The organism is Pseudomaricurvus sp. ABR4_320, assembly GCF_056159445.1.
Window position 1 is genome coordinate 84,881 of record NZ_JBSWVF010000001.1, and the last position, 22,996, is coordinate 107,876.

Below are 22,996 nucleotides of genomic sequence, written 5' to 3' on the forward strand. Positions count from 1 at the left end.
ACTCAGAATAAGGTTTAGCCAGCCAGGTTGCGACCGGCAACAGGGATCAAAGCGGTACCGTACGCCAAAACCTCGATCGATCCCAGACCCCGACCCGCTTCGCCAGAAACCCGGCAGGTTTCAAACTTGGTATTGATGATAACCTCTGCGCCGACCGACTTTGCCTGCTCCTGCATTCGCAACAAGGCTTCCCGACGAGCGCGGTCAAGCAGCGACTCATAGGCGCTCAGACGCCCGCCAACCAGAGAGCGCAATCCGGCGGCGATCAGCTTAAAATAATCGATGGATACCACCACATTGCCCTGTACCAGACCGGATCCATGCTGGAGAAATTCCTGGGGAGGAAAACGGTCGCTGGTGACAACCAGTGAGCGCATTTCGTCTTCTCTGGCAAAGATGCTTTGGTAATGCTTTTTTTCTGCCCGGCGGCCGAAGACATAGCCGATGGTCAAAAGAATCAGAAATACGCCAAGCTGAAAGAAGGCTTCCACTCACACATCCTCAATACAGACGGCCGTGCCATAGACCATGATCTCGGAGGCACCTGCAGCGATGGAAGACGTGGAGAATCTCACATTGATCACCGCATTGGCACCAATGGCTTCCGCTTGGGAAATCATGCGCTGAAGAGCCTCGTCACGGGCTTCTGACAGCAACTCCGTATATCCCTTAAGTTCACCCCCGACCAAATTTTTTAACCCTGCCAGAAAGTCCTTTCCAGCGTGTTTGGCGCGTACAGTACTGCCCTGCACCAGGCCCAAATGACGGGTCACCTGCTTGCCGGGCACGGTCTCGATATTACTGATCAGCATTGCAGCCATAGTGCTTTTCTCCATCAACCGCCTATTGAGGCGAAAATTTCCGTATCTCAATCAGTGTAGCTGAGAGTATCAGCGCTGTTGTACACGCCTGCGAGAAGATGGTCACACCCTTCGCTGTTAAGCGCATGGGGTGTGGTCATCCCCTCTCAGGCAGTTCCTGCACCAGGTTACTGTAAAAGCCTTTCATGGCCATCAATTCCTGATGGGTGCCTCGTTCGATGATCTGTCCTCGATCCAGAACCAAAATGACATCCGAGTGCTGAATGGTACTCAATCGATGAGCGATGGCGATCACCGTTTTGTCTTCAAACACATGGTCAATGGCTTTTTGTATCCATTCTTCAGTGACGGAATCGACGGAGCTGGTGGCTTCGTCCAGCAAGACAATTTCGCTGCCCCCGGCAATCGCCCGGGCGAACGCAATGAGCTGTGTTTGCCCCGCCGACAGGTTGCTGCCATTACCCTGCAGATAAAATTGATAGCCCTCGGGCAACTGCTCGATAAAGTGATCGGCGTAGACATAGCGAGCCGCGGCCATCACATCCTCCCGATCAATTCCCTCACGGCCAAGGCTGATATTGAATTCGACGGTCTCATTGAACAGAAAGACATCCTGCTGCATCAACGAACACAAGCGGCTGATTTCCGCGAGCGGCAGTTCCCGCAACTCACGGCCATTTAATCGAATCGAACCCTCGTAGCTCTCATAAGTTTTGGTCAACAGGCGCAGAATGGTCGATTTGCCCGAGCCCGTAGTGCCGACCAACGCAATCTTTTGTCCGCGATAGAGCTCAAACGAAACCTCAGAAAGGACTTTGGGTCCAGTCGGTGTATAGCGGAAAGACACCCGGTCAAAAACGAGTGATTCAAACGCCTCTTCCCGAACATTCATGGCACGTCTACCCACCGCAGAAGTTGTAGGTGGTGTGACCTTAGCGCTCTCTTGCAGAGGCTGTTCGAAGATTTCCTCAATGTGTTCAAACGCCGCCAACGCCCGCTGAATGGACGCAATTTGCGAGGTAAAATCGCGGATCGGCACAAAGATGCGATCCAAGGTCTGAGTAAAACCGATCAGCACCCCGTAACTGATGGTCGCTGCCAGAATTTCCTTGGCGCCAAACCAGATAATCAGCGCCATGGCGATGGTGGTAATCCCTTCAATTATGGCAAAGAGCGCCGAATCGTAAAAATTTGAGCGAGACTGGGCGTCATAAAACCCTTGCGTGTACTCGCCGTATTTCTTTTGCACGCGCTCTTCGGCTGAATAGAGTTGGACAGTCTTAATGCCGTTGAGGCACTCCTGCAAATACCCCGTACCCCGTGACAAAACCACGCGGCCGGTTGCGTAAGAATCCCGCAGGCGACGGCGTAGCGCCTCGGTAACCAAATAGGTCGGCGGCCCCAGCAACACCAACATCAGGGCCAGTTTCCAATTGATGGAAAACAGGAAAATCAGCAGCGCCAACGTCGTTAACACGTCCCGCACCATCCCCAGTAAGCCCTGGGCAAAGGAGTCATTCACGGCTTCCAGATCACTGGTCAGCCGTGTCAAAGTCACGCCGATGGGCGTCTTATCGAAATAACTCCGGGGAAACGCCAATACCCGGGCAAACATGTCGCCACGCATGTCCCGTATGGCTCGAATGGCGGCTGTCTGCAAACAAAAGCTGAATAAAGCATCGCCAATATAATTGCCCACCAGAACCAGCAGCAATAATCCACTCCACCAGTAAAGATGATTGAACTCTCCCGTCACCACCTGGGTATCGATGATGTGCATGATCAACCAGGGAAACAGCACACTGGCGGCGATCGATATTGGCACCGCCAGGGTGCCGATGATCACCTGCTTGCGATAGGGACGCAGATACACCAGAAAACGACTGATGAGATTCCAGTCAAATCCGCCTTTTTCTACAGCCTTACGGGAGCATTCTGACGTAGAGGGATTAACGCGAGCGCGATCAGAACTCATGACGTCATCTCCTCTCGTGACGCTTCAGAGGTGGCCAAGCCACCCTCCTGCTGTTGTAAAGACCAGGTTTTTCGATAGAGCGGCGACGCGCGCAACAGCTCTTCATGAGTGCCGCGGGCGACGATTTCACCCTTGTCCAGCACCAGCATGGTGTCGACGCGCTCCAGGACGGTCGCGCGGTGCGACACGATGAGAATGCTGCGCCCTTGCAGGTGTTCAAAGATCTGCCCCAGCAGAAAGCGCTCGGTCTCGTTATCTACCGCCGATAGAATATTATCCAGAATCATCAACTTCGACGGTGAGTAAAGGGCCCTGGCGAGACTCAAGCGCTGCTTTTGGCCTCCAGAGAGCAAGATACCTTTTTCGCCAACCAGGGTCTGATCGCCCTCGGGAAATTGAGCCACGTCATCCTGTAAGTCGCTTTGGTAGAGCACATCTTCGAGACTGTCGAGCTTCTCGTCCTCCGCACTGAAGCGAATGTTGTTGGCGACGGAATCGGAAAACAGAAAGGGATCCTGTGAGATGGTGCGCACCACACTGCGCAGATCTTTCCGGGACAGCTGGGTAATGTCGTGGTCATCGATAAAAATTCTGCCAGGCTCGATATCCAGATGGCGGTTAAGGCAGTTCACCAGTGTGGATTTACCCGCCCCGACCTGCCCTAACACCCCAATGGTTTGACCGGGACGAATGTCGAAATCAATATTTTTGAGCGCCGGCTGATCTTGTCCCGGATAGGTATAGGTTAGGTTTTTGACGTGCACACCCGCGCTAAAAAGCTGGTCTCGTTGCGGATCCGGCAGATGTTGGGCATCTTGGGTCTGCGTAGGGCGATCCAGAATCCTGCGCAAACTCTCGATAGAGACGATGCCATTTTGCAAGGATGAGAAAATCATCGCCATGGAGAAAAACGGCATTGCCAGCAAAGTGGCATAGGATAAGAACGCCACCAGGTCTCCGAGAGAAAAACCGGATTGAATCACCAGTGCACCGCCAACAGCGAGAATAAGAACTTTCATTAACCGATCGGTGTAACCCAACAGTGGCAAAATGAGGGTTCGAATTTTTGCGAGCAACAGAGAGCGCTGCAACAGCACATCATTATCTTTGGAAAATTCGCGCTGAGCCCACGGATGTATCTGGTTGGATTTGATCACTTCGATACCGGAAAGCAATTCCACCGAATGGGTCGACAGCTCCTGCAGGTCTTCCATACGCTGCTTGGTCATTTTACGCATGCGACCTATGGCCCGCGTCGTAATGAGAAAGGTCGCCACCACAGGAATCATACAGAACAGTGTCAGCTGAGGAGAAAGCTGCCACATTTTGTAAGGTGTTAGTGACAGAGCGAACAAAATATTAAACAACTGCAACATCACCACACCGGCCAACGCGCGAATGCCGCTGATGTCGTTGTTGACAATGGAAATTAAGGTGCCGGTGGGATGCTGCTCGTGAAAATCCCGTTGCAACAGAGTAAGGCGTGAAAAAGCATCGTCCTTCAAATCCCGTTCAATGGCCCGCCCGGGATTAAAAAACAACATGCGTGATAAGGTCCTGGACACCATCATCGCCAACGCCAATCCACTGATGAGCAGAATATTGTCAATAAACTGTGCGTGGTGCTCCCTGACAGAATCCTTCAACAAATCGATGGCAATGCCAATATGCTCGGGGATGGTCACCGCAAACCAGTTGGTGAGCAGGAGTACCAAAATGCCACCGATATAGGACCACTTGTGGCGGGACAGATAATGGAAAAAAAAGCGCAAATTACTTGGCGCGGAAGGTAATTCAGAGGACATCAGATACGCAGGCAGGCTTACAATGACATCCATTGTAGCGCATTGCACCGGCGAACTTCGATAGTCGAGACGGTATTGGATCCTTTACCGCCACATCAAGACTCAGGGGAAGGCCTAGGTTGATCAAAAAGACGAGGGACGGCGGATCACAAACAGAGATCCGCTCCCCCGTCCATGGCCGTCAATCGCCAGAGGAAACCGGCATCAGAATTTGTAAACCACCTCCATACCGACTTCTCTCGGCGGACGCCGCTGGGCGAAGCGCCAGGTCGCGCCGTTACCATCGATATCTTCCCGAAAGGCGTTCACCACATAATTGTGGGTCCAGCTGTCCTCATCGGTGAGATTACGACCGTACAACGAGAACATCCAGTCTTCCATGTCCAGTGAGATCGATGAATCCAGCAGTCCCGTCTCTTCGACGCCGGACTCGGGATAATTGGTGGTGGTCGCCTCGTATTCATCGGTCCAACTGTAAGACATCCGCCAGCTGAGATCCCCAACACTGGTCTGCCAGTTCATGGTTGAGGTCAAGCCCCAGCTCATTTCCGGTGACCGACGCAAATCCAGATTCGACTCGTCCCTGGCGTCATATTCGACGCCCAGCGGACTGAATCCATAGAGGTTCACAAACAGCTCATCGTACTCACTGTCCAGCAACCCCACGTTACCCGAGAGTCGCCACCAGTCGGTAATCAGCACATTAAAATCGACTTCCACCCCCTGAATGGTGGCTTTACCAGCGTTGACCACAAAATTCTGAGTGCCAGGTGGCCGCTCCGCCGCGATCGCCAATTCGATCTGCATGTCATCGTAATCCATGGTGAACGCGGTGACGTTGAAGTTGAGCCGGTCGTCAAACAATGTGGTACGAATACCCACCTCGGTGTTAGTCAGCTCTTCTGGATCATAGCCCTGCTCCAGATAATAGGGATCAATGGCTCTGGGAGACAGACCGCCGCTGCGAAACCCCGTCGAGCGGGTAATGTACGCCATCACATTGTCTGTGAAATGATAGCGCGCACCCAGTCGGTAGATGGTTTTAGAGTTCTGAACACTGCCTCCGGCATTCGGTCCTAAATTAATAGAATCCGGATCATCGGCATCACTCCAGACTTCCCGCGCCAGCTTTTTGGTCTCATTGATGTAGCGGGCACCCGCGGTGAGAACGAGCTTGTCGTCCAGCAATGCCAAATCGCCCTCGCCGAAAAACGAGTAGGAATCGGACGTTGTGCGGCCAAATTCCCGGGACAAGGGCGGCACCGACACGAGTGTCATCTGATTGGTTGTTCCTTCGGCAAAGGAGTTAAACATGCCCATCTGCCAGGTAAAGTTTGAGCCGGTATCTCGGCTTAAACGCAATTCGTGGGTAAATTGCTCGTAATCCCCCCAGCGATGAATGTGATAAACCGTATCGGTATGACCATCGCCGTCGATGGCTTGATCATCATCAGACTTCATTAAACTGCCCACGTAGGTCAGTGTGTGGTCATCACTGATATCGGCGGTCATTCGAACGGTCAGTTGATGCTTCTCCAGCTCATTCCATTGCGGCGCATTAATGGCGCCCTTGTCGCGACTGTTGGTGGAAGGCACCCCGGCATCGGGACTGCAGGTCAAGCCCAAAAGCACACAGAAAGTATCACCGCCGAACACGTTATCGGACACACCGGCCGATGTGTTAAATACCGTTCCGGGGTCTCCCTCCTGATTGCTGTAATCGTAAATAAATTCTGCCGTAAAGGTATCGCTGAGCGCCCACAGCAAATGGGTACCAAATCGATCGGTGTCGCGATACCAGAGATCACCACCGGCGATATTATCCAGATAACCTTCACCCTGTCGCGAGATGCCCCCGGTGACTTTTAACGCCCAGCCTTCCTCACCATAGTTAAACAGGAAGTCCCCCTGAGACTTATCGTACTCGCCATAGCGCGCCCGGACCTTGGCATTGACTTCATCAAGTACCGGTTTAACCCGATGAATATTGATCAACCCGCCCACCACGTTTTTGCCGAACAAGGTTCCCTGGGGGCCGCGCAGAACTTCAATGCGTTCAATATCAATCATATCGAACACCTGGCCGGTGCCCGTCGCCAAAGGGACATCGTCAACGGCGACCAATACCGTCGGATCGAACCCTTTATCTACATCCTGGTAGCTGATACCTCGGATAGAAAAACCACCGCCGCCGGGTGTCCCCATTTCCACCGTATCGAACACGACGTTGGGCGCGAACGCCTGCAGTCCCGTCGTATCCAGGGTAAATGCCTGTTCGATATCAGACCCGGCAATCGCCGTAACAGCAACAGGAATATCCTGAATGCTTTCCTCTTTTTTTCGTGCGGTAACGGTTACCTCTTCTAGCTCCATAGCAGCCACCGGCATGGCCACGGCCGTTGATATCGCTACGCATAGAAAAGACGGATAGAGTGTGCCTTGCTTCATAGCACTTTGCCCTCGGTTATTGTTATCTTTTTAGTGATTCGCCATAGTGATGGCGTTCGACTGTGAGCAGACGGCATGCAGATTCACAGTCAGGCGATGGTTACTTGAGTCGAATCGTGCAGGGATCTCAACAGACTGTCTAATGTGCGATTCGCCTGAGGAGCTATTCTAGAAACAAAATTTTTAGTGGACACCCTTTTCGAAACCAATCTAATCCTAAAAGATAGGTAAATCCGCGAAAACAGATGTGGGCGAGATGAATACTGAGAAAAGTCGTCGCCTGTCAGCGTAAAACAGCTTGGGAAGTAACGATCAACTCTTTATGACCTGTGTGTGATACCCGAAGGCTATTGTCAAAGATTCAACCGATAAGGAAATAAAAACACAGATTCTTACACCTTTACGGCGGGTTCGGCCACCCCAGGAGATTCCACATCGAGACACCATAATGCGCCGGCGTCTGTCTGCCGAACCCGCTCTGCCTGGGACAAAGATTCCGTCGCCGTTGTGACAAAAAGGGTTGTTAGCCCCGCGCCACCAAACGCAGGACAGGTGGTCTGAGACGTGGGAAAGTGGATTCTGTGCTGCAAAACACCCTCGGGTGAGTAGCAGGATACGGCCGCCCCGCCCCAATGGGCATTCCACAACTGCCCCGCCCCATCGATGACCGCTCCGTCAGGATGCAATCCACAGCGGGAGGTATCGATAAACGGCTCCGCCGCTTCGCACGGCCAGCCCTCTTTGGTATCTAAAGCCATCCGATAAATCGCAAAGCCCGCCGTGTCGCCGTAATACACGTAACGGCCATCGCGAGAAAAACAGATGGCATTGGGAACCGTGATCCTTGGCACAACCACCCGCAACTCGCCGTCGAAATATCGATAGATCGCGCCCGGACCGGCGCTCGGGTCTTTATGCATGGTGCCAAACCAAAACCCGCCATAGGGATCAGCGCGTCCATCGTTTGAACGGGTACGCGGATTGTCTGCCTCGACGGAGCACACCAGAGTCTGTTCCGCCGTGTTGAGGTTGAATCGGTACAAACCGGATTCTCCGGCCATTAGAAGAGTGTCGCGATCAATCCATCCTGCGGCGGAAAACGGCTCCTCAAACGACCAGTACTCAGGCGAAGCATCAACACGGGTCAGCAGTTTTTTACCGACGATATCAAACCAGAACAGCTGCTCCCGCAGCGGATGCCACAAAGGCCCTTCGCCAAGCGTACAAACTCGGGCATCTGCGACGCGAACATTCGCCATCAGCTTTGCAGATCCAACGGTAGAAGCTGTTCCGGAATCCCCTGATAACACACGGGCCGCAAAAACCGACGAATGGCCATCGTGCCGACAGACGTTGCCCCGAAGTTTGTCGATGCTGGATAAGGCCCGCCGTGGACCATAGCATCACAAACCTCCACACCGGTGGGAAAGGCGTTCGCCAGTATTCTGCCCGCCTTGCGCTCAAGCACCGGCAGCAACTCTCCAGCGATCTCCCCATCCTCGTCGTTCAGGTGCAAGGTACAGGTTAATTGACCGGCGAGCTCGGAAGCGAGACTGAGCATTTGCTCGATGGAAGACACCCGAACAACAACTCCGAGGGGACCAAAAACCTCCTCGGCAATCGCCGGATTATTCACCCAGGTATCAAAAGTCGTTTCAAACAGTGCCGGAGAAACACGGCGTTCACTGCAGCTGGCAACCACCCGCTGTTCAACACCGCTATAACTGACGAACTGCTCGTTACCCGCGCAATAGGCCTGAGCGATGGACTCCGTTAACAGGGTTTGTTCGCCCTGTTCAGCCAGAGCACGCACCGCAGCATCGATGTAAGTATCAGCGTCTGCACCATCGAGAACGACCGCGACCCCCGGATTCGTGCAGAATTGACCGACCCCCATGGTTAAGGATGCCGCCCAACCGGTGCCTAACTCCGCGGCTCGCTCTGCCATGGCATTAGGCAACAAAAACATCGGGTTAACGGAACCCAATTCACCGAAAAATGGAATGGGTTCGGATCGTTGAGCGCAGAGATCAAACAGTGCCCGCCCACCGGCAAGACTGCCGGTGAACCCCACCGCTTTTATTCGTGGATGAGTGACCAACGCAGCGCCGGCTGCGTTACCACCCGCCTGAATAAACGAGAAGACACCGGGGTGCAGACCGCATTTTTCGCGCGCGGTATTCACCGCATCTGCCACCAATTCACCCGTACCCGGGTGGGCCGGGTGACCTTTAACCACCACCGGACAGCCGGCAGCCAATGCCGATGCGGTATCGCCTCCGGCGACAGAAAATGCCAGCGGAAAATTGGACGCGCCGAATACAGCTACCGGCCCCAAGGGGCGTTGCATCAAACGCAGATCAGGGCGCGGTAAGGGCTGCCGATCCGGCAGCGCAGGATCATGCCGTCGATCCAGATAGTCACCGGCAAGAATGTGATCGGCAAACAGCCTAAGCTGGCCCGTGGTCCGTCCGCGTTCACCGTTGAGTCGCATCTCCGGCAGGGCTGTTTCCAGACATCCGGTCGTGGTTATGGCTTCCCCACGAGCGTCAATTTCTTCGGCAATAGTGGTTAAAAATTCTGTCCGTTGCTGGCGGGTCGTCTGGCTGTAGCTGGCAAACGCGGCTTCGGCACTGACGGCTGCCGCTGCCGCATCATCGGCACTGGCGACCGCAAAGACATGCCCTTCACCATCGGTGGTGGATGAAACCATGGTTGCCGAACCGGCGACCCACTCGCCGCCAATAAGATGCTTACCTGTAAACATAGCAATGTCCCTTATTTATTCCTGTGACTGAACGTTAGTGACTGTCTTTAGGCACCTTGGCGCCACGACACCCTTTTAGAAAATCAAAATCGGCACCGGTATCTGCCCCCTGCACGTGATCGTGGTAGAGTTTCGCGTAGCCTCCAGCAGGCACTTCGACAGGACACTGCCATGACGACAAACGATCCTGGAGTTCGTCGTCAGAGATATCCAGGTGCAGGCGGCGATTGGCGACATCCAGCTCGATCATATCGCCATTTCGAACCACAGCCAGAGGCCCCCCGGCAGCCGCTTCAGGAGTTGTGTGCAATAACACGGTGCCATATGCTGTCCCGGACATACGGGCGTCAGATATCCTGACCATATCGGTAATACCGCGCCGCAGAACCTTGGGCGGCAATCCCATATTGCCCACTTCCGCCATACCGGGATAACCCCGTGGTCCGCAGTTTTTCAGCACCAACACGCAGGTCTCATCCACGTCCAACTCTTCATCATTAATCTTGGCTTTGTAATCGTCGATGTCTTCAAAGACGACGGCCCGTCCTCGGTGTTGCATCAGTTCCGGTGTCGCCGCCGACGGTTTCAGAACCGCACCGCGGGGTGCGAGATTTCCCTTTACTACCACAATGCCGCCGCTTTGCGTCAGCGCCCTGTCGAACGGCAGAATCACGTCATCGTTCCAGTTTTTGACATCGCGAACGTCCTCCCACAGCGTGTTTCCCGATACAGTTATCGCCTCATTGTGCAACCTGCCGCTCTCCGCCAGATTTTTTATGACCACGGGTAGGCCGCCCGCATAAAAGAACTCTTCCATGAGGTATTTACCGGAGGGCATAAGATTAACGATCGTCGGCATTTCCCGTCCCAACCGATCCCAGTCATCCAGCGTCAGGTCGATCCCAACACGACCGGCAATTGCCAGCAAGTGCACAACCGCATTGGTCGATCCTCCGATGGCACCATTAACCCGAATGGCATTTTCAAACGCCTGTTTGGTCAACACATCGGAGGGTTTAAGATCATCTTTCACCATTTGCACGATGCGGCGTCCAGTTAAATGCGCCATCACGCGACGCCGACTGTCCACTGCCGGAATCGCAGCATTACCGGATAGCGCCATACCCAGCGCTTCCGCCATACTGGCCATGGTACTGGCAGTACCCATGGTGTTACAGGAACCCGGTGAGCGGGACATGGCTTGCTCGGCTTCGAGAAAATCATCCTGACTCATTTTTCCGGCTTTTATGTCTTCAGACATTTGCCAGAGAGCGGTACCCGAACCGACGCGCTCCCCCCGAAACCAACCGTTCAACATGGGTCCACCGGAAACGACAATCGCCGGTAGATCGGTACTGGCAGCCCCCATTAATAAGGCGGGAGTGGTTTTATCACAACCTGCCAACAGCACAACTCCATCCAGTGGATTTCCGCGCAGAGCTTCTTCAACATCCATCGCCGCCAGATTTCGGTACATCATTGCCGTGGGCCGCAGAGAACTCTCACCAACGGAAAAAACCGGAAATTCCAGAGGTAATCCGCCCGCTTCGTAAATTCCGTGCTTAACACGCTCAGCAAGATCGCGCAGATGGGCGTTACACGGCGTTAATTGCGACCAGGTGTTACAAATGCCGATGACCGGACGACCATCAAACAAGTCGCTTGGCAATCCTTGATTTTTCATCCAGCTGCGGTGATAGATATGATCTCGACTGGTACCGCCGAACCATTCCGTAGAACGCAGTTTGCGCGGCCATTCCTTCGGTTTAAAACTGCTCATTGGCTGAGTCCTTCTCCACAATTAAACCTACTTACCCCAACGCAATGCCAGAACATCAAGATCTCTGGCCAATTGCAAAAGTCTCTCTCGAGTACGTGCTGTCATCGGTTGTTGAGGATGGCGCACGAAATCACTGCCAATCACCCCACCTTCCATAAATACGGTCTTACAGGCGCGTAGACCGCACTGGCGATTTTCGTGATTGATCAAAGGCAAGCACCTCTGCCACTGTGCCAACGCCTGCGCTTTGTCCCCAGCGAGATAGTGGGTAACGATCGGGCGTATCAACTCAGGAAACGTACCGGAGGTCATCGTGCCGATGGCGCCCGCGTCGAGGTCGGCTAAAAGCGTGACCGCCTCCTCCCCATCATAAGGACCGATGATGTCCCGACCGCCCAGTTCAATTAACGCCGCTAATTTATCCGCGGCAAAAGGGCATTCCAGCTTAAAGTAACTCACCTGTTCGATTTCCGCGGCCATTCTCGCGAGTAGCGGCACGGAGAGATTGACGCCACTCAACGGCGCATCTTGAACCATAATCGGGATATCGATGGCCTGACTTACCCGGTCAAAATGTTCAAAAATTCCCTCATCATTCGCTTTGAGCAAAGTGCCATGGTAGGGAGGCATCATCATGAGTAACGAGGCGCCCATCGCCTGGGCATATCGTGCCCGCTCAATCACAACGTCGGTACTGAAATGACTGATGGTAACGATCACCGGCTTGCGGCCGGCGACATGTTCCAGTGAAATTCGGGTTAACTGTGATCGCTCGTCATCCGATAACACAAACTGTTCAGAATAATTGGCCAGAATACAGATCGCATCGACGCCTTGATCGATCATGCAATCTAACACCCGACACATGCCCTCACTGTCGACACGTCCATCGGCGTGAAATGGCGTTGGCGCCACGGGGAATATTCCTGTTAATCTCTTTTGGCTCTCATTCAACATGACGCTGTCCTGGGTGTTTCGCTGAGTTAAAATTCGAAGGGATCGGTGGTGTTATGGGAAGCAACCATAAAAGCATCGGCAACAAGCTGCAGCGGCGTAACATCACAGTCGGATTGCCGCTGCTCAATCAAGTCAGTCAGCCGTCGGTATAAACGGGGATATTCATCCACCAGGGTGACACCGCTTTCGGCATTCGACTGGACAACACCATCAATTGCGAGACCAGCGCCTCCGTCTGTCAGGTGCAGTCGCCCGACTGTCGTATCAATCAGAATTTCCCACACTTGATCCCCCGCCTGGCGCCAATCAAAGGTTGCCGTGCCACTGGCGCCACTCGACGTTTTCAACTGCAGGTGAGCGGCAATGGGTGTCTGCCGATTGCGCGGTGTTTCCAGCGTCGCAGCCGTGACAAGAACCGAATCGGGAAGAATTTTTGTCAAAATAGATAAGGCATTGATGCCTGGATCAAACACGCCGAGACCTCCGGGTTGCCAGATCCATTCCTGTCCGGGATGCCAACGTCTGACATCCTCTTGCCAATGAATTGTGAATCCTTCAACGGTTTTATCCGCAAGCCAGGCGCGACAAAAATCCACGGTTTCCGCCTCTCGTGAATGCCAAGTGGCAAACAGAGTGACACCGGCTTTGGCTGCCAAAGTTGCCAAAACCTGACACTCACGCACCGTTGCTCCGGGGGGTTTTTCGAGCATCAGATGGCGACTGGATTCTAGGACGGCGACCGCCATATCAAATCGGACAGAGGGAGGCACGCAAAGCGAAACCACGGAAATGTCCGGACGCGCGTCAAGCAGCGAATGTATCGATGTAAAATTCTCGACGCCGTCAATGCCACCGGATTGGGAAACGGTCGCAGCCAACATCCAATCGGGGTTGTCGTTCAGTGCAGGGATATGTTGTGTACGAGCAATGGCACCAATGCCTGCCAGCGCAATCTTTCGGATCATCGGTGCTTACCTTTGTTGTACACATCAAAAATAACCGCGGCGAGCAACACCAAACCTTTGATAACCTGCTGCCAATCAATACCAACGCCAAGAATGGACATGCCGTTATTCATCACGCCCATGATCAATGCACCGATGACAGCACCGGTGACTTTGCCGACACCGCCAGACATGGATGCACCACCGATAAAAACCGCAGCGATAACATCCAGCTCAAATGAAAGACCCGCCTTGGGGGTTGCGGTATTTAATCGCGCCGCAAAAATAATTCCCGCGAGTGCGGCCAACATGCCCATATTGGCAAAAGTGAAAAAGGTTAGACGTTGCGTATTGACTCCCGACAACCTGGCCGCCTTCTCATTGCCACCCAATGCATAGATGCGTCGCCCCAAAGTGCTGTGATTGGTAAGAAAGCTATAGATTGAGATCATCAACGCCAGCACAATTAGGACATTTGGCAGTCCCCTGTAGGTCGCGAGTAATACCGCAACAGCGAGAAATGCCAGCGCGGTAATCGCCACTCGTCCGGTAAAGAAAGACAGCGGCTCTTCTGTAACACCGTAGCGACCACCTTGACGACGCTGCCGCAACGCCAGCCAAACCACCGCAAGCGCCGTAAGCAATCCCAAAAGAAGCGCGGTTAAATTGGGAGAATCAACCCCGAACAATCCCGGCAAAAAACCGGTGCTCAGAAGTTGGAAGTCACGTGGGAAGGGACCCACAGACTGCCCCTCCAGAATGACCAACGTCAACCCCCGTAAAACGAGCATTCCAGCCAAAGTGACGATAAAGGACGGGATGCGCCAGTAGGCAATCCAATAGCCTTGGGCCGCACCGATTAGCAAACCGGCGAAAAGACACGCGGGCACAACCGCCCACGTAGGCAACCCCCAATAGACGGTCATTACCGCAGCCAGAGCGCCAATAAAACCCACCACAGACCCGACCGAAAGATCGATGTGTCCCGCAACAATAACCAGCAACATGCCGATGGCCATAATAATGATGTAGCTGTTCTGCAGAAAAATATTGGTGAGATTTGCGGGCTTGAGGAGAATCCCATCCGTGAGAATTTGGAACAAGATGATGATAACGACCAGCGCGCCAAGCATGCCGTATTCGCGGGCGTGCGTAGAAAAATAGCGTCTCACCGTCGCGTCATTATTGTCGGGCTTGCCCGTCAGGTAAGCGTTGGTATTTTGCATTCAGTGTGCCCTCTTCTTACCATCGTTGATGATCATCGACATAATGGCCTCTTGAGTTGCAGAACCCCGTTCAAGTTCGCCGACAAATCGCCCCTCGTTCATCACCAAAATGCGATCGCACATGCCCAGAAGTTCCGGCATCTCCGACGAGATCACAATAATCCCCCTTCCCTGGTCAGCAAGTTCATTGATAAGGCTGTAGATTTCGTATTTCGCACCGACGTCTATGCCCCGTGTAGGCTCGTCTAATATCAAAACCTCCGGTTCGGTATGCAGCCATTTACTGAGCACCACCTTCTGCTGATTTCCACCGGACAGATTGAGCGCTTTTTGAAAAACGCTCGACGAACGGATGCGCAAGGTTTTTCGATAATGTTCGGTAATCTCATACTCTCGCCCTGCAGAAATCATTCCCCGCTGAGCGACCGCCGACAAATTCGACAGTGTGGTGTTATTGAGAATGGACTCATCCAGAATTAAACCAAGCTCTTTACGATCTTCGGTAACATAAGCGACCCCGTTGGCGATCGCTTTTGAAACGGTCGACATATCGACGACCTGCCCGTGCAGTCGAATATCACCGGAGATCCAACGTCCGTAACTTCTGCCAAACAGACTCAACGCCAGCTCTGTTCGTCCCGCCCCCATCAAACCAGCAATACCCAGAATTTCGCCTTTTCTGAGGCTTAGGGAAACGCCTCGAATGACCTCCCTAGCTGGATTTTCCGGATGACCGACTTGCCAATCACAAACCTCAAGCAGTACGTCTTTACCGACGCTGGCCCTGCGTAAGGGATATCGTTGAGTCATCTCTCTGCCGACCATATCTGCGATAATAGTATCTTCACTCACTCCTTGTGCCCGACAGTCTCTGGTTTGAATACTGGCGCCATCACGCAAAACTGTAATGTGATCAGCAACCCGCTTAACTTCGTTTAATTTATGGGAGATAAGAATGGATGAGACGTCCTGGGATTTCAGTTCAAGAATCAGATTGAGCAGCCTTTCGCTGTCGTCCTCCTGCAGTGATGCCGTGGGTTCATCCAATATAAGCAGCCGGACTTTTTTCGACAGTGCCCTGGCAATTTCCACCAACTGCTGTTTGCCCACACCGATTTTCCCAACCGGTTCGTGAATGCTTTCTTTTAGACCGACTTTATCCAGTAACGCCATGGCTCGACGGTAGGTTTCCGGCCAATCGATCATTCCTCCCCTCGCGACTTCATTACCGAGAAATAGATTCTCCGCAATGGATAGCTCGGGCACCAAGGCCAATTCCTGGTGGATGATGACGATACCTTCAGATTCACTGTCACCAATTCCGGAAAACGCCATTGGCCGGTTTTCAAACAGAATGTCGCCGCTAAATTGACCGTAAGGATAGACGCCACTCAGCACTTTCATCAGAGTGGATTTACCCGCACCATTTTCCCCGCAGAGGGCATGAACTTCACCGTGGCCAACGCTGATATTGACGTTGTTCAGCGCTTTAACGCCGGGAAATTCTTTGGTGATGCCCCGCATTTCAAGCAACGCACTCGACATATTAGTGGCGCTCCTTAAGACCTAATTGGCGCGGCTGATAGTAGCCGCTGTCTACAAGCAACCGCTGCCAGTTCTCTCGGTCAACCGTAAACGGATCCAACAGGTAGGCGGGAACCACCTTTACGCCATTTTGATAGGTCTCGCGATCGTTTATTTCAGGTGCAGTGCCTTTTAACAAGGCTTCAACCATGCCGACAGTCACTCGAGCGAGTTCACGGGTATCTTTGAATATCGTCGAGTATTGTTCACCTGCGATAATGGATTTTATGGAGGACAGTTCGGCATCTTGTCCGGTGATAACAGGCATTGGCATGCCTTTAGATCCGTAGCCAACACCTTTTAGTGAAGAGAGAATACCAATGGAAAGGCCATCGTAAGGCGACAGTACGCCGTGTATGTTTTTCTCGGTATAAAACGCCGACAGCAAATTGTCCATACGCGCCTGGGCCAGCGCCCCGTCCCAACGCAAGGTACCCACTCGCTCCATCCCCTGCTGCTGCGAAACGATACGAATGTCTCCCGTATCCACCAACGGTTGGATAACAGACATAGCGCCTTCGTAAAAAAAGTACGCATTGCTGTCGCCGGGAGAGCCTCCGAAGATCTCTATATTAAAAGGTGGTTGAAAGCGCTGCCGAAGCCCACTGACCAGTGACTCGCCCTGCAGAACGCCGACTTTAAAATTATCAAACGTCGCATAGTAATCCACATAGGCGCTCTCTCGAATCAGGCGATCATACGCGACAACTTTTACACCGGAGGCGTGCGCATTTTCCAGCGCGCTGTACAAGGTCGTACCGTCGATTGAAGCAATGACCATAACGTCAACGCCTTTCACGATCATGTTTTCAATTTGTGCCAATTGGTTAGGAATATCGTCTTCGGCATATTGAAGGTCGGTTTTGTAGCCGGCCTGTTCAAACTGATTCACCATCGACTGGCCGTCGGTAATCCAACGAGAAGAAGATTTCGTTGGCATAGAGATACCAACATATCCAGATTCTTCGGCAAGACTGCCATCGACAAACAGCAGGCATAGGGAAAAAACGACAACACCTAGAGCTTTTATCTTGGTCTTCATGCGCATTTCGTGATTCCGACTCACGGGCCAGGGCGTTGTTACCGCAGGCCTTTATTATTGTTTGAGTCATTGTGTCCCCCATAACCTTACTCGGGAGCACACGACCGTTTTCGTCTCTGCCTGTAAAAAAATACTATAAATAGACAGAAACAGTCCTAACCGGAACGCTCAATCTTGTATTATCCGTGAGTGCGAAAGCCGTGGCACTCACTGAACGAGTAAATCATATTATACTACTTATTATAAATGTCGAGTCTATCGGAATCCTGGATAGCACTCAATGCTGAAAATGACGATGGGTATAGCATCGGCAAACAAAGGCCTGTTGAGACGACAACACCTAGCGGAGAAACATTACGGATGCCATTAAACATCACCAACAAAGCGAACCTCTCGTATCAGCTTTCTGAGCAGATCGGCAGAGAGATCGTCAACGGCAGTTATCTGCCAGAAGACCCACTTCCTACCGAGGCCGACCTGTGTGACCAAATGGGCGCCAGCCGCACAGCCGTCAGAGAAGCGGTGAAAATATTGACAGCAAAGGGACTGGTTTCCAGCAAGCCACGTCGCGGCATTCGTGTTGAACCACCGCAAGCCTGGAATTATTTTGACTCCGACGTTCTCGCCTGGGCACTGCAAGGTGCCCCCTCTCTCGCTATCGTAAAAGAGTTCTTTCAGCTTCGCGTCGCTATTGAACCCGAGGCGGCCGTACTCGCGGCCCGCTACGGCACCGACGAGCAAAAAGCAGCGATTCTCTCTGCATTTGAGCGTATGCAGTTATCGAGCACCTTTGCTGACGATGCCGTCATCTCAGATCTTGATTTCCATACGGCGGTGCTGTTCGCAACCAACAATCGATTTTTTATTCGCCTCAAGGATTTTATTCGCGCCGCACTCAACATCACGGTACAACACACCACGCCCGCGAACTGGTCCTATCAGGAAGTGTTGATATCCCATGAAAAAGTGGTACGCGCGATTTTGTCCGGCAATGTTGAGCTGTCCCGGCTGAACATGCGCGTACTTATAGAAGATGCGCTGTTGCTCTTAGATGCGGAAAATCCCTGACAGCCCGCTTACACATTACGAGACAGAGACTGCTGTACAGATGCTCGTTAAGCCCGACGCCATACAAAGCGTCGGGCCTGCTGTGAATAAAACCTGACCACAAACACAACTACAGATTAAACCGGACACCAAGCGCATACGTTCGACTGTAGATATAATTGTGAAAGTTAAACAGATCCGGACTGTCGCCGTAATTCCAGTGGTAAGTAGGCTCTGTCAAATTGGTGGCGTCAAAAGTAATCGTCCACTGATCGCTGACTTCCCACGAGAGTTGCATATCCAAACTCTCCTCCTCGCCCCGCCATACCTGCAACGGATTGGCAAACAACGCAGCCTCATTGTTGTTGTAGAAGTCCTCTCGCCAGAAATAAGACAGGCGACCACTAAACGGCCCTCTATCATAGGCGAGTATAACGCTGTAGGAGCTGTCGGAGACGCCACCCATGGCGACTTTTTCCGTATCAATAATGTCACCCACCGCATTAATGACAGGCAACTCCTGCTCTGAATCGAGAAGCGTATAGCTACCCTGTATACCGAACCCATTTAGAATACCCGCCAGTTCAGGGAACCAGGTAAGACCAAACTCCCAGCCATTTAGCTGGCTTTTGCCTGCGTTATCAGGCTGACTGAGTATATAAGTATAGGCGCCCAGATCCGGCACATCGTTGGGAACATCCACTGTGACCGCGTTGCGAAAGGGAACGATCGAATTGGTGATATCCCGATTAAACCAGGTGGCGTACAGCACACTGCCTTCAGCAAAATACCATTCCAGAGAGATATCGATGTTCTCGGATTCTACCGGCTCCAAATCAGCATTGCCGCCGGTTGCCGTACCATAGCCAATATCCGTCGTATCGGGAAAGTACTGAATATAAGGATTGAGCTCCGCAAAGGTCGGCAGATTGAACGTCTCGGTATAGCTGACCCGAGCCATAAGATCATCGGTGATTCCCCAACGCACCATAACACTGGGTAAAATCGCGTCATTGGTGTTAGTCGCGTTGACCAACTCCCCACCTTCTCCCGGTGCACGAATGTCTGTTTCTACGTCGAGATAGCGAAAGCCAAAACGACCATCGATGATACTGCCGTTGGGCAATTCTTTTTCAAAATCTGCCTGCAGATAAAGTGCCGCTTGAGTCTCTTCGACATCAAACACCAAATCATAAACAGGGTCATTAAAACCGTAGACAGTGGAACGCAAATAGTCGACGTTTGAGCGCACATAATCTTCATCTGCTACGGCCCAACTTTGCACAACGCCACCCTCACCATTGAAAAACTCGTCGGTACTCGCCGTTGCAATCCCTTCCAGATCATCGATCGTAAAGACTTCACCGGTGGCTGGATTAATTTGTGGCCCACCGGATTCAAGCACGTTGGATTTGATATCCGCAGTACGTTGATCCCACCGCACACCAAAGCTGATTTTGTTAACCCAGCCCAACTCTAACTCATAGTCTCCATCCATGGTCCAGGTTTTGGCATCGCCGCGCCGTTTTTCCCCAGAATCATACCCCCAATCCAACCCATAATTACTGGCCAACGCCGGATTTGTGGCTGGATCGCCGCTGCCGGATGGATCATAATCCAGGTAAGGCACACCATCATTGCCGTTAATATCCACAAAAAACTCAGGGGCCGTCCGCGCAAATCGCTGCCCCCAGAAATTCGTTTCAAACTCACTGTTTTGATACACCACTTCCGATACCAGCGACAAACTGTCAGACAACTGCCAATCGCCTCTCAAGGCATACAGGAAGCTGTCGGTTTTGTCTTTTGCGACATCACCACTGGTAAAACTGAACCCGTCACCCATCGTACGAGATTTAATGACGTTGGTGCCGGGAAAAACTTCAATCGGGTCATTGGGGTCGTAGTTGCCAGAATTTAAGAACTGAAAATGAAGACTGTTATAAGATTCTACCCGATAGCCTGTGTAGAAAGTTTCAAAGGTGTATTCTGACGAATCATTGGGCGCCCACTGGAATGCCAAATTACCCGCGGGGCGCTCTCGCTCGCCTCGCGTGTCAACATTAAACAGCGCGTCACGCCAGTGCAGAAATTCCTGATTCGGATTGAGATCTAAGGTAGATCCGGGCGCGGTTGGCAACCCCTGATCCAAACCCGGTGTCCACCCTTCAGCAGTATCAATCTGACGCAATGGCGTCGACCCAGTAAGCGGCTCAAAAGGGAAAGACGCTCCGCCATGAACCCCCATGTCTCGATAGTTCGTCTTGGTGTATGCGACATTCACCAAGGCACCCACCTCCCCGACAGACTCGAGACTCCAGCGATTGCTGACCATAAAACTGGCCTGGGGATCCGTTTCTTCGGACTCTTCCTGATAGATACCACGCATGACCCCGGCCGCTTTAAAACCATCAAAATCAAACGGACGGTTTGTCTGCACATCAATCTGCCCGGCAATACCGCGCGCAATATTTTCTGGCGAGCGCGTTTTGTAGACATCCACTCGATTGATAAGCGTGGACGGAATGTCTTGCAAGGCCACCGAGCGACCAGAATCAGTAAACAGATTGCGACCGTTAATGGTCGTGGTGACATCAGTCAGCCCGCGAATAGAGACACCACTTGCCTCTCCGGCACCACGATCCGTCACCTGCACACCAGGAACGCGCTGCATCGACTCCACGACATTGTTGTCCGGGAATTTACCCAGATCTTCGGCGATGATCGCATCGACAATTTCCATGGTTTCGCGCTTGGCACCAACAGCTTCTGACAGACTGTAACGCACACCACTCACGACCACTTCTTCTAATATTTGACCGCCCGAATTTTCGGGTCCAGCCTGGGCAATAGCAAGATTAGCGAAAGAACATAATGAAAGAGCAATGCAGGAAGGCTGCATCAGGGTCCTGGGTTTCATCGGCAATTACCTGTTATTTTTCTAAATCGATGACATTCGTCGCTCTCTTTCGGTGACACGCGCTGCCTGCCGAGGGATACGATCGATCTCAAGTCCTTTTAAATCATTTAATCAACTTATTATGTCTCGGGCCCTACTCCGAGCTTCAAAAATTCTATTTATTTATATTACTTATTTCAACACATAATTTAAGATAAAATTTATTTTACGGATTATTAAAGGCTTACACTCGTTACCACACCCACAAAGAAGCGATTAAAATGCCAAAATATCGAAAGCTCTAAAAAGCTTCGATTTTAAAATAAATTATTATAGTATTTATTAAGCAAGACCTAATGGTGTTGAGAATCTTCACAGCATTCAAAAGATCAATGCCGGCACGTCAGCTGTCATCTTTGAATGCACGACAATCATAACGACCAATAAGAACGAAAAAATGAAGAAAATAGCCAAGCTACGTCATGTTAATCATCCCCAACCAATGCGGCCCCATGCCAGACTGACATCTGCACGAACGCTCTCCTTTATTTGTATCTTTCTCGCTCCTTGGGAAACCGGTATGGCAATGACTTCCACAAACAATGAACCCTATGTCACCCAGAGACACTACGGAACCCTTTCCGACGGATCAGACATCACACTGGCGACGCTATCCAACGGTCAGGGCGTCGAGGTGGATGTGATCAATTATGGCGGGATTATTACACGGCTTGTTACGCCGGATCGCGAGGGTGACAGAGATACGATTGTATTGGGTTTGGATTCCCTAGAAGACTATGAGACCAACAGCCCCTACTACGGGGCGATCATCGGACGTTACGGCAATCGTATTGCAAAAGGCCGATTTTCATTGGCGGGTAAAGACATCCAACTCACCATCAACGATGGCGACAACCATCTTCACGGTGGCAGCAAGGGATTCGACAAGCAAGTATGGGACATGGAAACCTTCGTCACCGAACACAGTTCCGGCGTTAAATTATTCCTGGTGAGTCCAGATGGAGATCAGGGCTATCCTGGCAATCTCACCACAGAAGTGGTTTACGAACTCAATGATAACAATGAGTTGAACCTGCAGTTTCAAGCAACGACGGACCAAACGACGGTTGTTAACCTCACCCACCACAGTTACTTTAATCTCGCCGGCCGCGGCACAATTTTGAATCATCAATTGATGATTCCAGCCGACCACATTACGCCCATCGACAGCGGGCTGATTCCCACTGGGGAGCTGTTGCCAGTCGAAGGAACACCCTTTGATTTTACCGACGCGCACGCGATTGGCGACTTTATCGATGCAAACGACGAGCAAATTAAATATGGCCCAGGTTATGATCATAACTGGGTTCTAAAGCAAAAAGCCGATGGCAAAATGTCTCTCTCCGCCCGTGCCAGTGATCCTGAAAGCGGTCGTGTTCTCGAGGTATGGTCCCCTGAGCCGGGAGTGCAATTTTACTCGGGCAATTTCTTGGATGGCACACTGAGTGGCGCTGAGGTTACGCACATTTACCGAGGCGCGTTCTGCCTTGAGCCACAACATTTTCCTGACAGCCCCAATCATGCCAACTTTCCGTCGACCTTATTAGAACCGGGTCAAACCTATCGAACGCAGATCAAGTACCGGTTTCTTACCCAATAAGACACATCGGCTGCTGGGTCTGCGCCAGCAACGCCGCACTC

The 22,996-nt window shown here is 52.1% G+C and carries 16 protein-coding genes; 2 read left to right on the forward strand and 14 right to left on the reverse strand.

The genetic code is table 11. The annotated features are described in order from the left end of the window. Positions 1-14 precede the first annotated feature (14 nt). The 13 genes from ACXAFR_RS00385 to chvE all read right to left on the reverse strand — a co-directional run bounded on the left by ACXAFR_RS00385 (position 15) and on the right by chvE (position 17,349). Entirely contained in the window at positions 15-491 is a 477-nt protein-coding gene (locus ACXAFR_RS00385) for a YbjQ family protein (RefSeq protein ID WP_475170454.1), read from the reverse strand. Then, entirely contained in the window at positions 492-821 is a 330-nt protein-coding gene (locus tag ACXAFR_RS00390) for a YbjQ family protein (RefSeq protein WP_475170459.1), read from the reverse strand. It abuts the gene before it with no gap. 136 nt (positions 822-957) lie between these two features. Beyond that, complete coding sequence (locus tag ACXAFR_RS00395) at positions 958-2,796, reverse strand: ABC transporter ATP-binding protein (protein WP_475170465.1); 1,839 nt, start codon at positions 2,794-2,796, stop codon at positions 958-960. Next, complete coding sequence (locus ACXAFR_RS00400; RefSeq protein ID WP_475170470.1) at positions 2,793-4,634, reverse strand: ABC transporter ATP-binding protein; 1,842 nt, start codon at positions 4,632-4,634, stop codon at positions 2,793-2,795. The genes ACXAFR_RS00395 and ACXAFR_RS00400 overlap by 4 nt, the downstream gene beginning before the upstream one ends. 171 nt (positions 4,635-4,805) lie before the next feature. Further along, positions 4,806-7,049, reverse strand: coding sequence for a TonB-dependent receptor (locus ACXAFR_RS00405; protein WP_475170476.1), 2,244 nt, complete (start codon positions 7,047-7,049; stop codon positions 4,806-4,808). A 392-nt stretch (positions 7,050-7,441) separates the two neighbouring features. Next, positions 7,442-8,308 (reverse strand): SMP-30/gluconolactonase/LRE family protein, encoded by an 867-nt coding sequence (locus ACXAFR_RS00410; RefSeq protein WP_475170482.1) that lies wholly within the window; start codon positions 8,306-8,308, stop codon positions 7,442-7,444. Beyond that, positions 8,308-9,816 carry an aldehyde dehydrogenase (NADP(+)) gene (locus ACXAFR_RS00415; protein WP_475170485.1) on the reverse strand — a complete coding sequence of 503 codons (1,509 nt, stop codon included), beginning with the start codon at positions 9,814-9,816 and terminating at the stop codon, positions 8,308-8,310. The genes ACXAFR_RS00410 and ACXAFR_RS00415 overlap by 1 nt, the downstream gene beginning before the upstream one ends. A 34-nt stretch (positions 9,817-9,850) precedes the next feature. Further along, positions 9,851-11,596 (reverse strand): L-arabinonate dehydratase, encoded by a 1,746-nt coding sequence (gene araD, locus ACXAFR_RS00420; protein WP_475170487.1) that lies wholly within the window; start codon positions 11,594-11,596, stop codon positions 9,851-9,853. 27 nt (positions 11,597-11,623) lie between these two features. After that, positions 11,624-12,553 (reverse strand): dihydrodipicolinate synthase family protein, encoded by a 930-nt coding sequence (locus ACXAFR_RS00425; protein ID WP_475170490.1) that lies wholly within the window; start codon positions 12,551-12,553, stop codon positions 11,624-11,626. Between the two features lie 26 nt (positions 12,554-12,579). Further along, a complete protein-coding gene (locus ACXAFR_RS00430) occupies positions 12,580-13,518 on the reverse strand; it encodes a Gfo/Idh/MocA family protein (RefSeq protein ID WP_475170492.1) in 939 nt (312 codons plus the stop codon). Then, the gene (gene mmsB / locus ACXAFR_RS00435; protein ID WP_475170497.1) at positions 13,515-14,723 is read right to left on the reverse strand and encodes a multiple monosaccharide ABC transporter permease; all 1,209 of its coding nucleotides are present in this window, start codon (positions 14,721-14,723) and stop codon (positions 13,515-13,517) included. Before mmsB ends, ACXAFR_RS00430 begins: the two co-directional genes overlap by 4 nt. Further along, positions 14,724-16,268 (reverse strand): multiple monosaccharide ABC transporter ATP-binding protein, encoded by a 1,545-nt coding sequence (gene mmsA / locus ACXAFR_RS00440; RefSeq protein WP_475170504.1) that lies wholly within the window; start codon positions 16,266-16,268, stop codon positions 14,724-14,726. It lies immediately after the preceding gene. 1 nt (position 16,269) lies between these two features. Then, positions 16,270-17,349, reverse strand: a complete 1,080-nt coding sequence (gene chvE / locus ACXAFR_RS00445) for a multiple monosaccharide ABC transporter substrate-binding protein (RefSeq protein WP_475170508.1) — start codon at positions 17,347-17,349, stop codon at positions 16,270-16,272. Positions 17,350-17,709: 360 nt separating this feature from the next. Between chvE and ACXAFR_RS00450 the strand changes: the two genes are divergently transcribed. Then, on the forward strand, positions 17,710-18,417 hold the full coding sequence (locus ACXAFR_RS00450; RefSeq protein WP_475170510.1) for a FadR/GntR family transcriptional regulator: 708 nt from the start codon (positions 17,710-17,712) through the stop codon (positions 18,415-18,417). A 109-nt stretch (positions 18,418-18,526) separates the two neighbouring features. Here ACXAFR_RS00450 and ACXAFR_RS00455 read toward each other — a convergent pair whose 3' ends face one another. Next, positions 18,527-21,316, reverse strand: a complete 2,790-nt coding sequence (locus ACXAFR_RS00455) for a TonB-dependent receptor (RefSeq protein ID WP_475170513.1) — start codon at positions 21,314-21,316, stop codon at positions 18,527-18,529. 559 nt (positions 21,317-21,875) lie between these two features. On the opposite strand from ACXAFR_RS00455, the gene ACXAFR_RS00460 reads away from it, so the two are divergent. Beyond that, on the forward strand, positions 21,876-22,955 hold the full coding sequence (locus ACXAFR_RS00460; RefSeq protein WP_475170517.1) for an aldose epimerase family protein: 1,080 nt from the start codon (positions 21,876-21,878) through the stop codon (positions 22,953-22,955). Positions 22,956-22,996: the final 41 nt, after the last annotated feature.

What these genes read in the sequence shown, in the direction of transcription:
- chvE (WP_475170508.1), bottom strand. Translation starts at nt 17,349, where the DNA reads ATGAAGACCAAGATAAAAGCTCTAGGTGTTGTCGTTTTTTCCCTATGC.
- ACXAFR_RS00395 (WP_475170465.1), bottom strand. Translation starts at nt 2,796, where the DNA reads ATGAGTTCTGATCGCGCTCGCGTTAATCCCTCTACGTCAGAATGCTCC.
- ACXAFR_RS00410 (WP_475170482.1), bottom strand. Translation starts at nt 8,308, where the DNA reads ATGGCGAATGTTCGCGTCGCAGATGCCCGAGTTTGTACGCTTGGCGAA.
- ACXAFR_RS00390 (WP_475170459.1), bottom strand. Translation starts at nt 821, where the DNA reads ATGGCTGCAATGCTGATCAGTAATATCGAGACCGTGCCCGGCAAGCAG.
- ACXAFR_RS00425 (WP_475170490.1), bottom strand. Translation starts at nt 12,553, where the DNA reads ATGTTGAATGAGAGCCAAAAGAGATTAACAGGAATATTCCCCGTGGCG.
- mmsB (WP_475170497.1), bottom strand. Translation starts at nt 14,723, where the DNA reads ATGCAAAATACCAACGCTTACCTGACGGGCAAGCCCGACAATAATGAC.
- mmsA (WP_475170504.1), bottom strand. Translation starts at nt 16,268, where the DNA reads ATGTCGAGTGCGTTGCTTGAAATGCGGGGCATCACCAAAGAATTTCCC.
- ACXAFR_RS00450 (WP_475170510.1), top strand. Translation starts at nt 17,710, where the DNA reads ATGCCATTAAACATCACCAACAAAGCGAACCTCTCGTATCAGCTTTCT.
- ACXAFR_RS00400 (WP_475170470.1), bottom strand. Translation starts at nt 4,634, where the DNA reads ATGGATGTCATTGTAAGCCTGCCTGCGTATCTGATGTCCTCTGAATTA.
- ACXAFR_RS00430 (WP_475170492.1), bottom strand. Translation starts at nt 13,518, where the DNA reads ATGATCCGAAAGATTGCGCTGGCAGGCATTGGTGCCATTGCTCGTACA.
- ACXAFR_RS00455 (WP_475170513.1), bottom strand. Translation starts at nt 21,316, where the DNA reads ATGAAACCCAGGACCCTGATGCAGCCTTCCTGCATTGCTCTTTCATTA.
- araD (WP_475170487.1), bottom strand. Translation starts at nt 11,596, where the DNA reads ATGAGCAGTTTTAAACCGAAGGAATGGCCGCGCAAACTGCGTTCTACG.
- ACXAFR_RS00415 (WP_475170485.1), bottom strand. Translation starts at nt 9,816, where the DNA reads ATGTTTACAGGTAAGCATCTTATTGGCGGCGAGTGGGTCGCCGGTTCG.
- ACXAFR_RS00460 (WP_475170517.1), top strand. Translation starts at nt 21,876, where the DNA reads ATGGCAATGACTTCCACAAACAATGAACCCTATGTCACCCAGAGACAC.
- ACXAFR_RS00405 (WP_475170476.1), bottom strand. Translation starts at nt 7,049, where the DNA reads ATGAAGCAAGGCACACTCTATCCGTCTTTTCTATGCGTAGCGATATCA.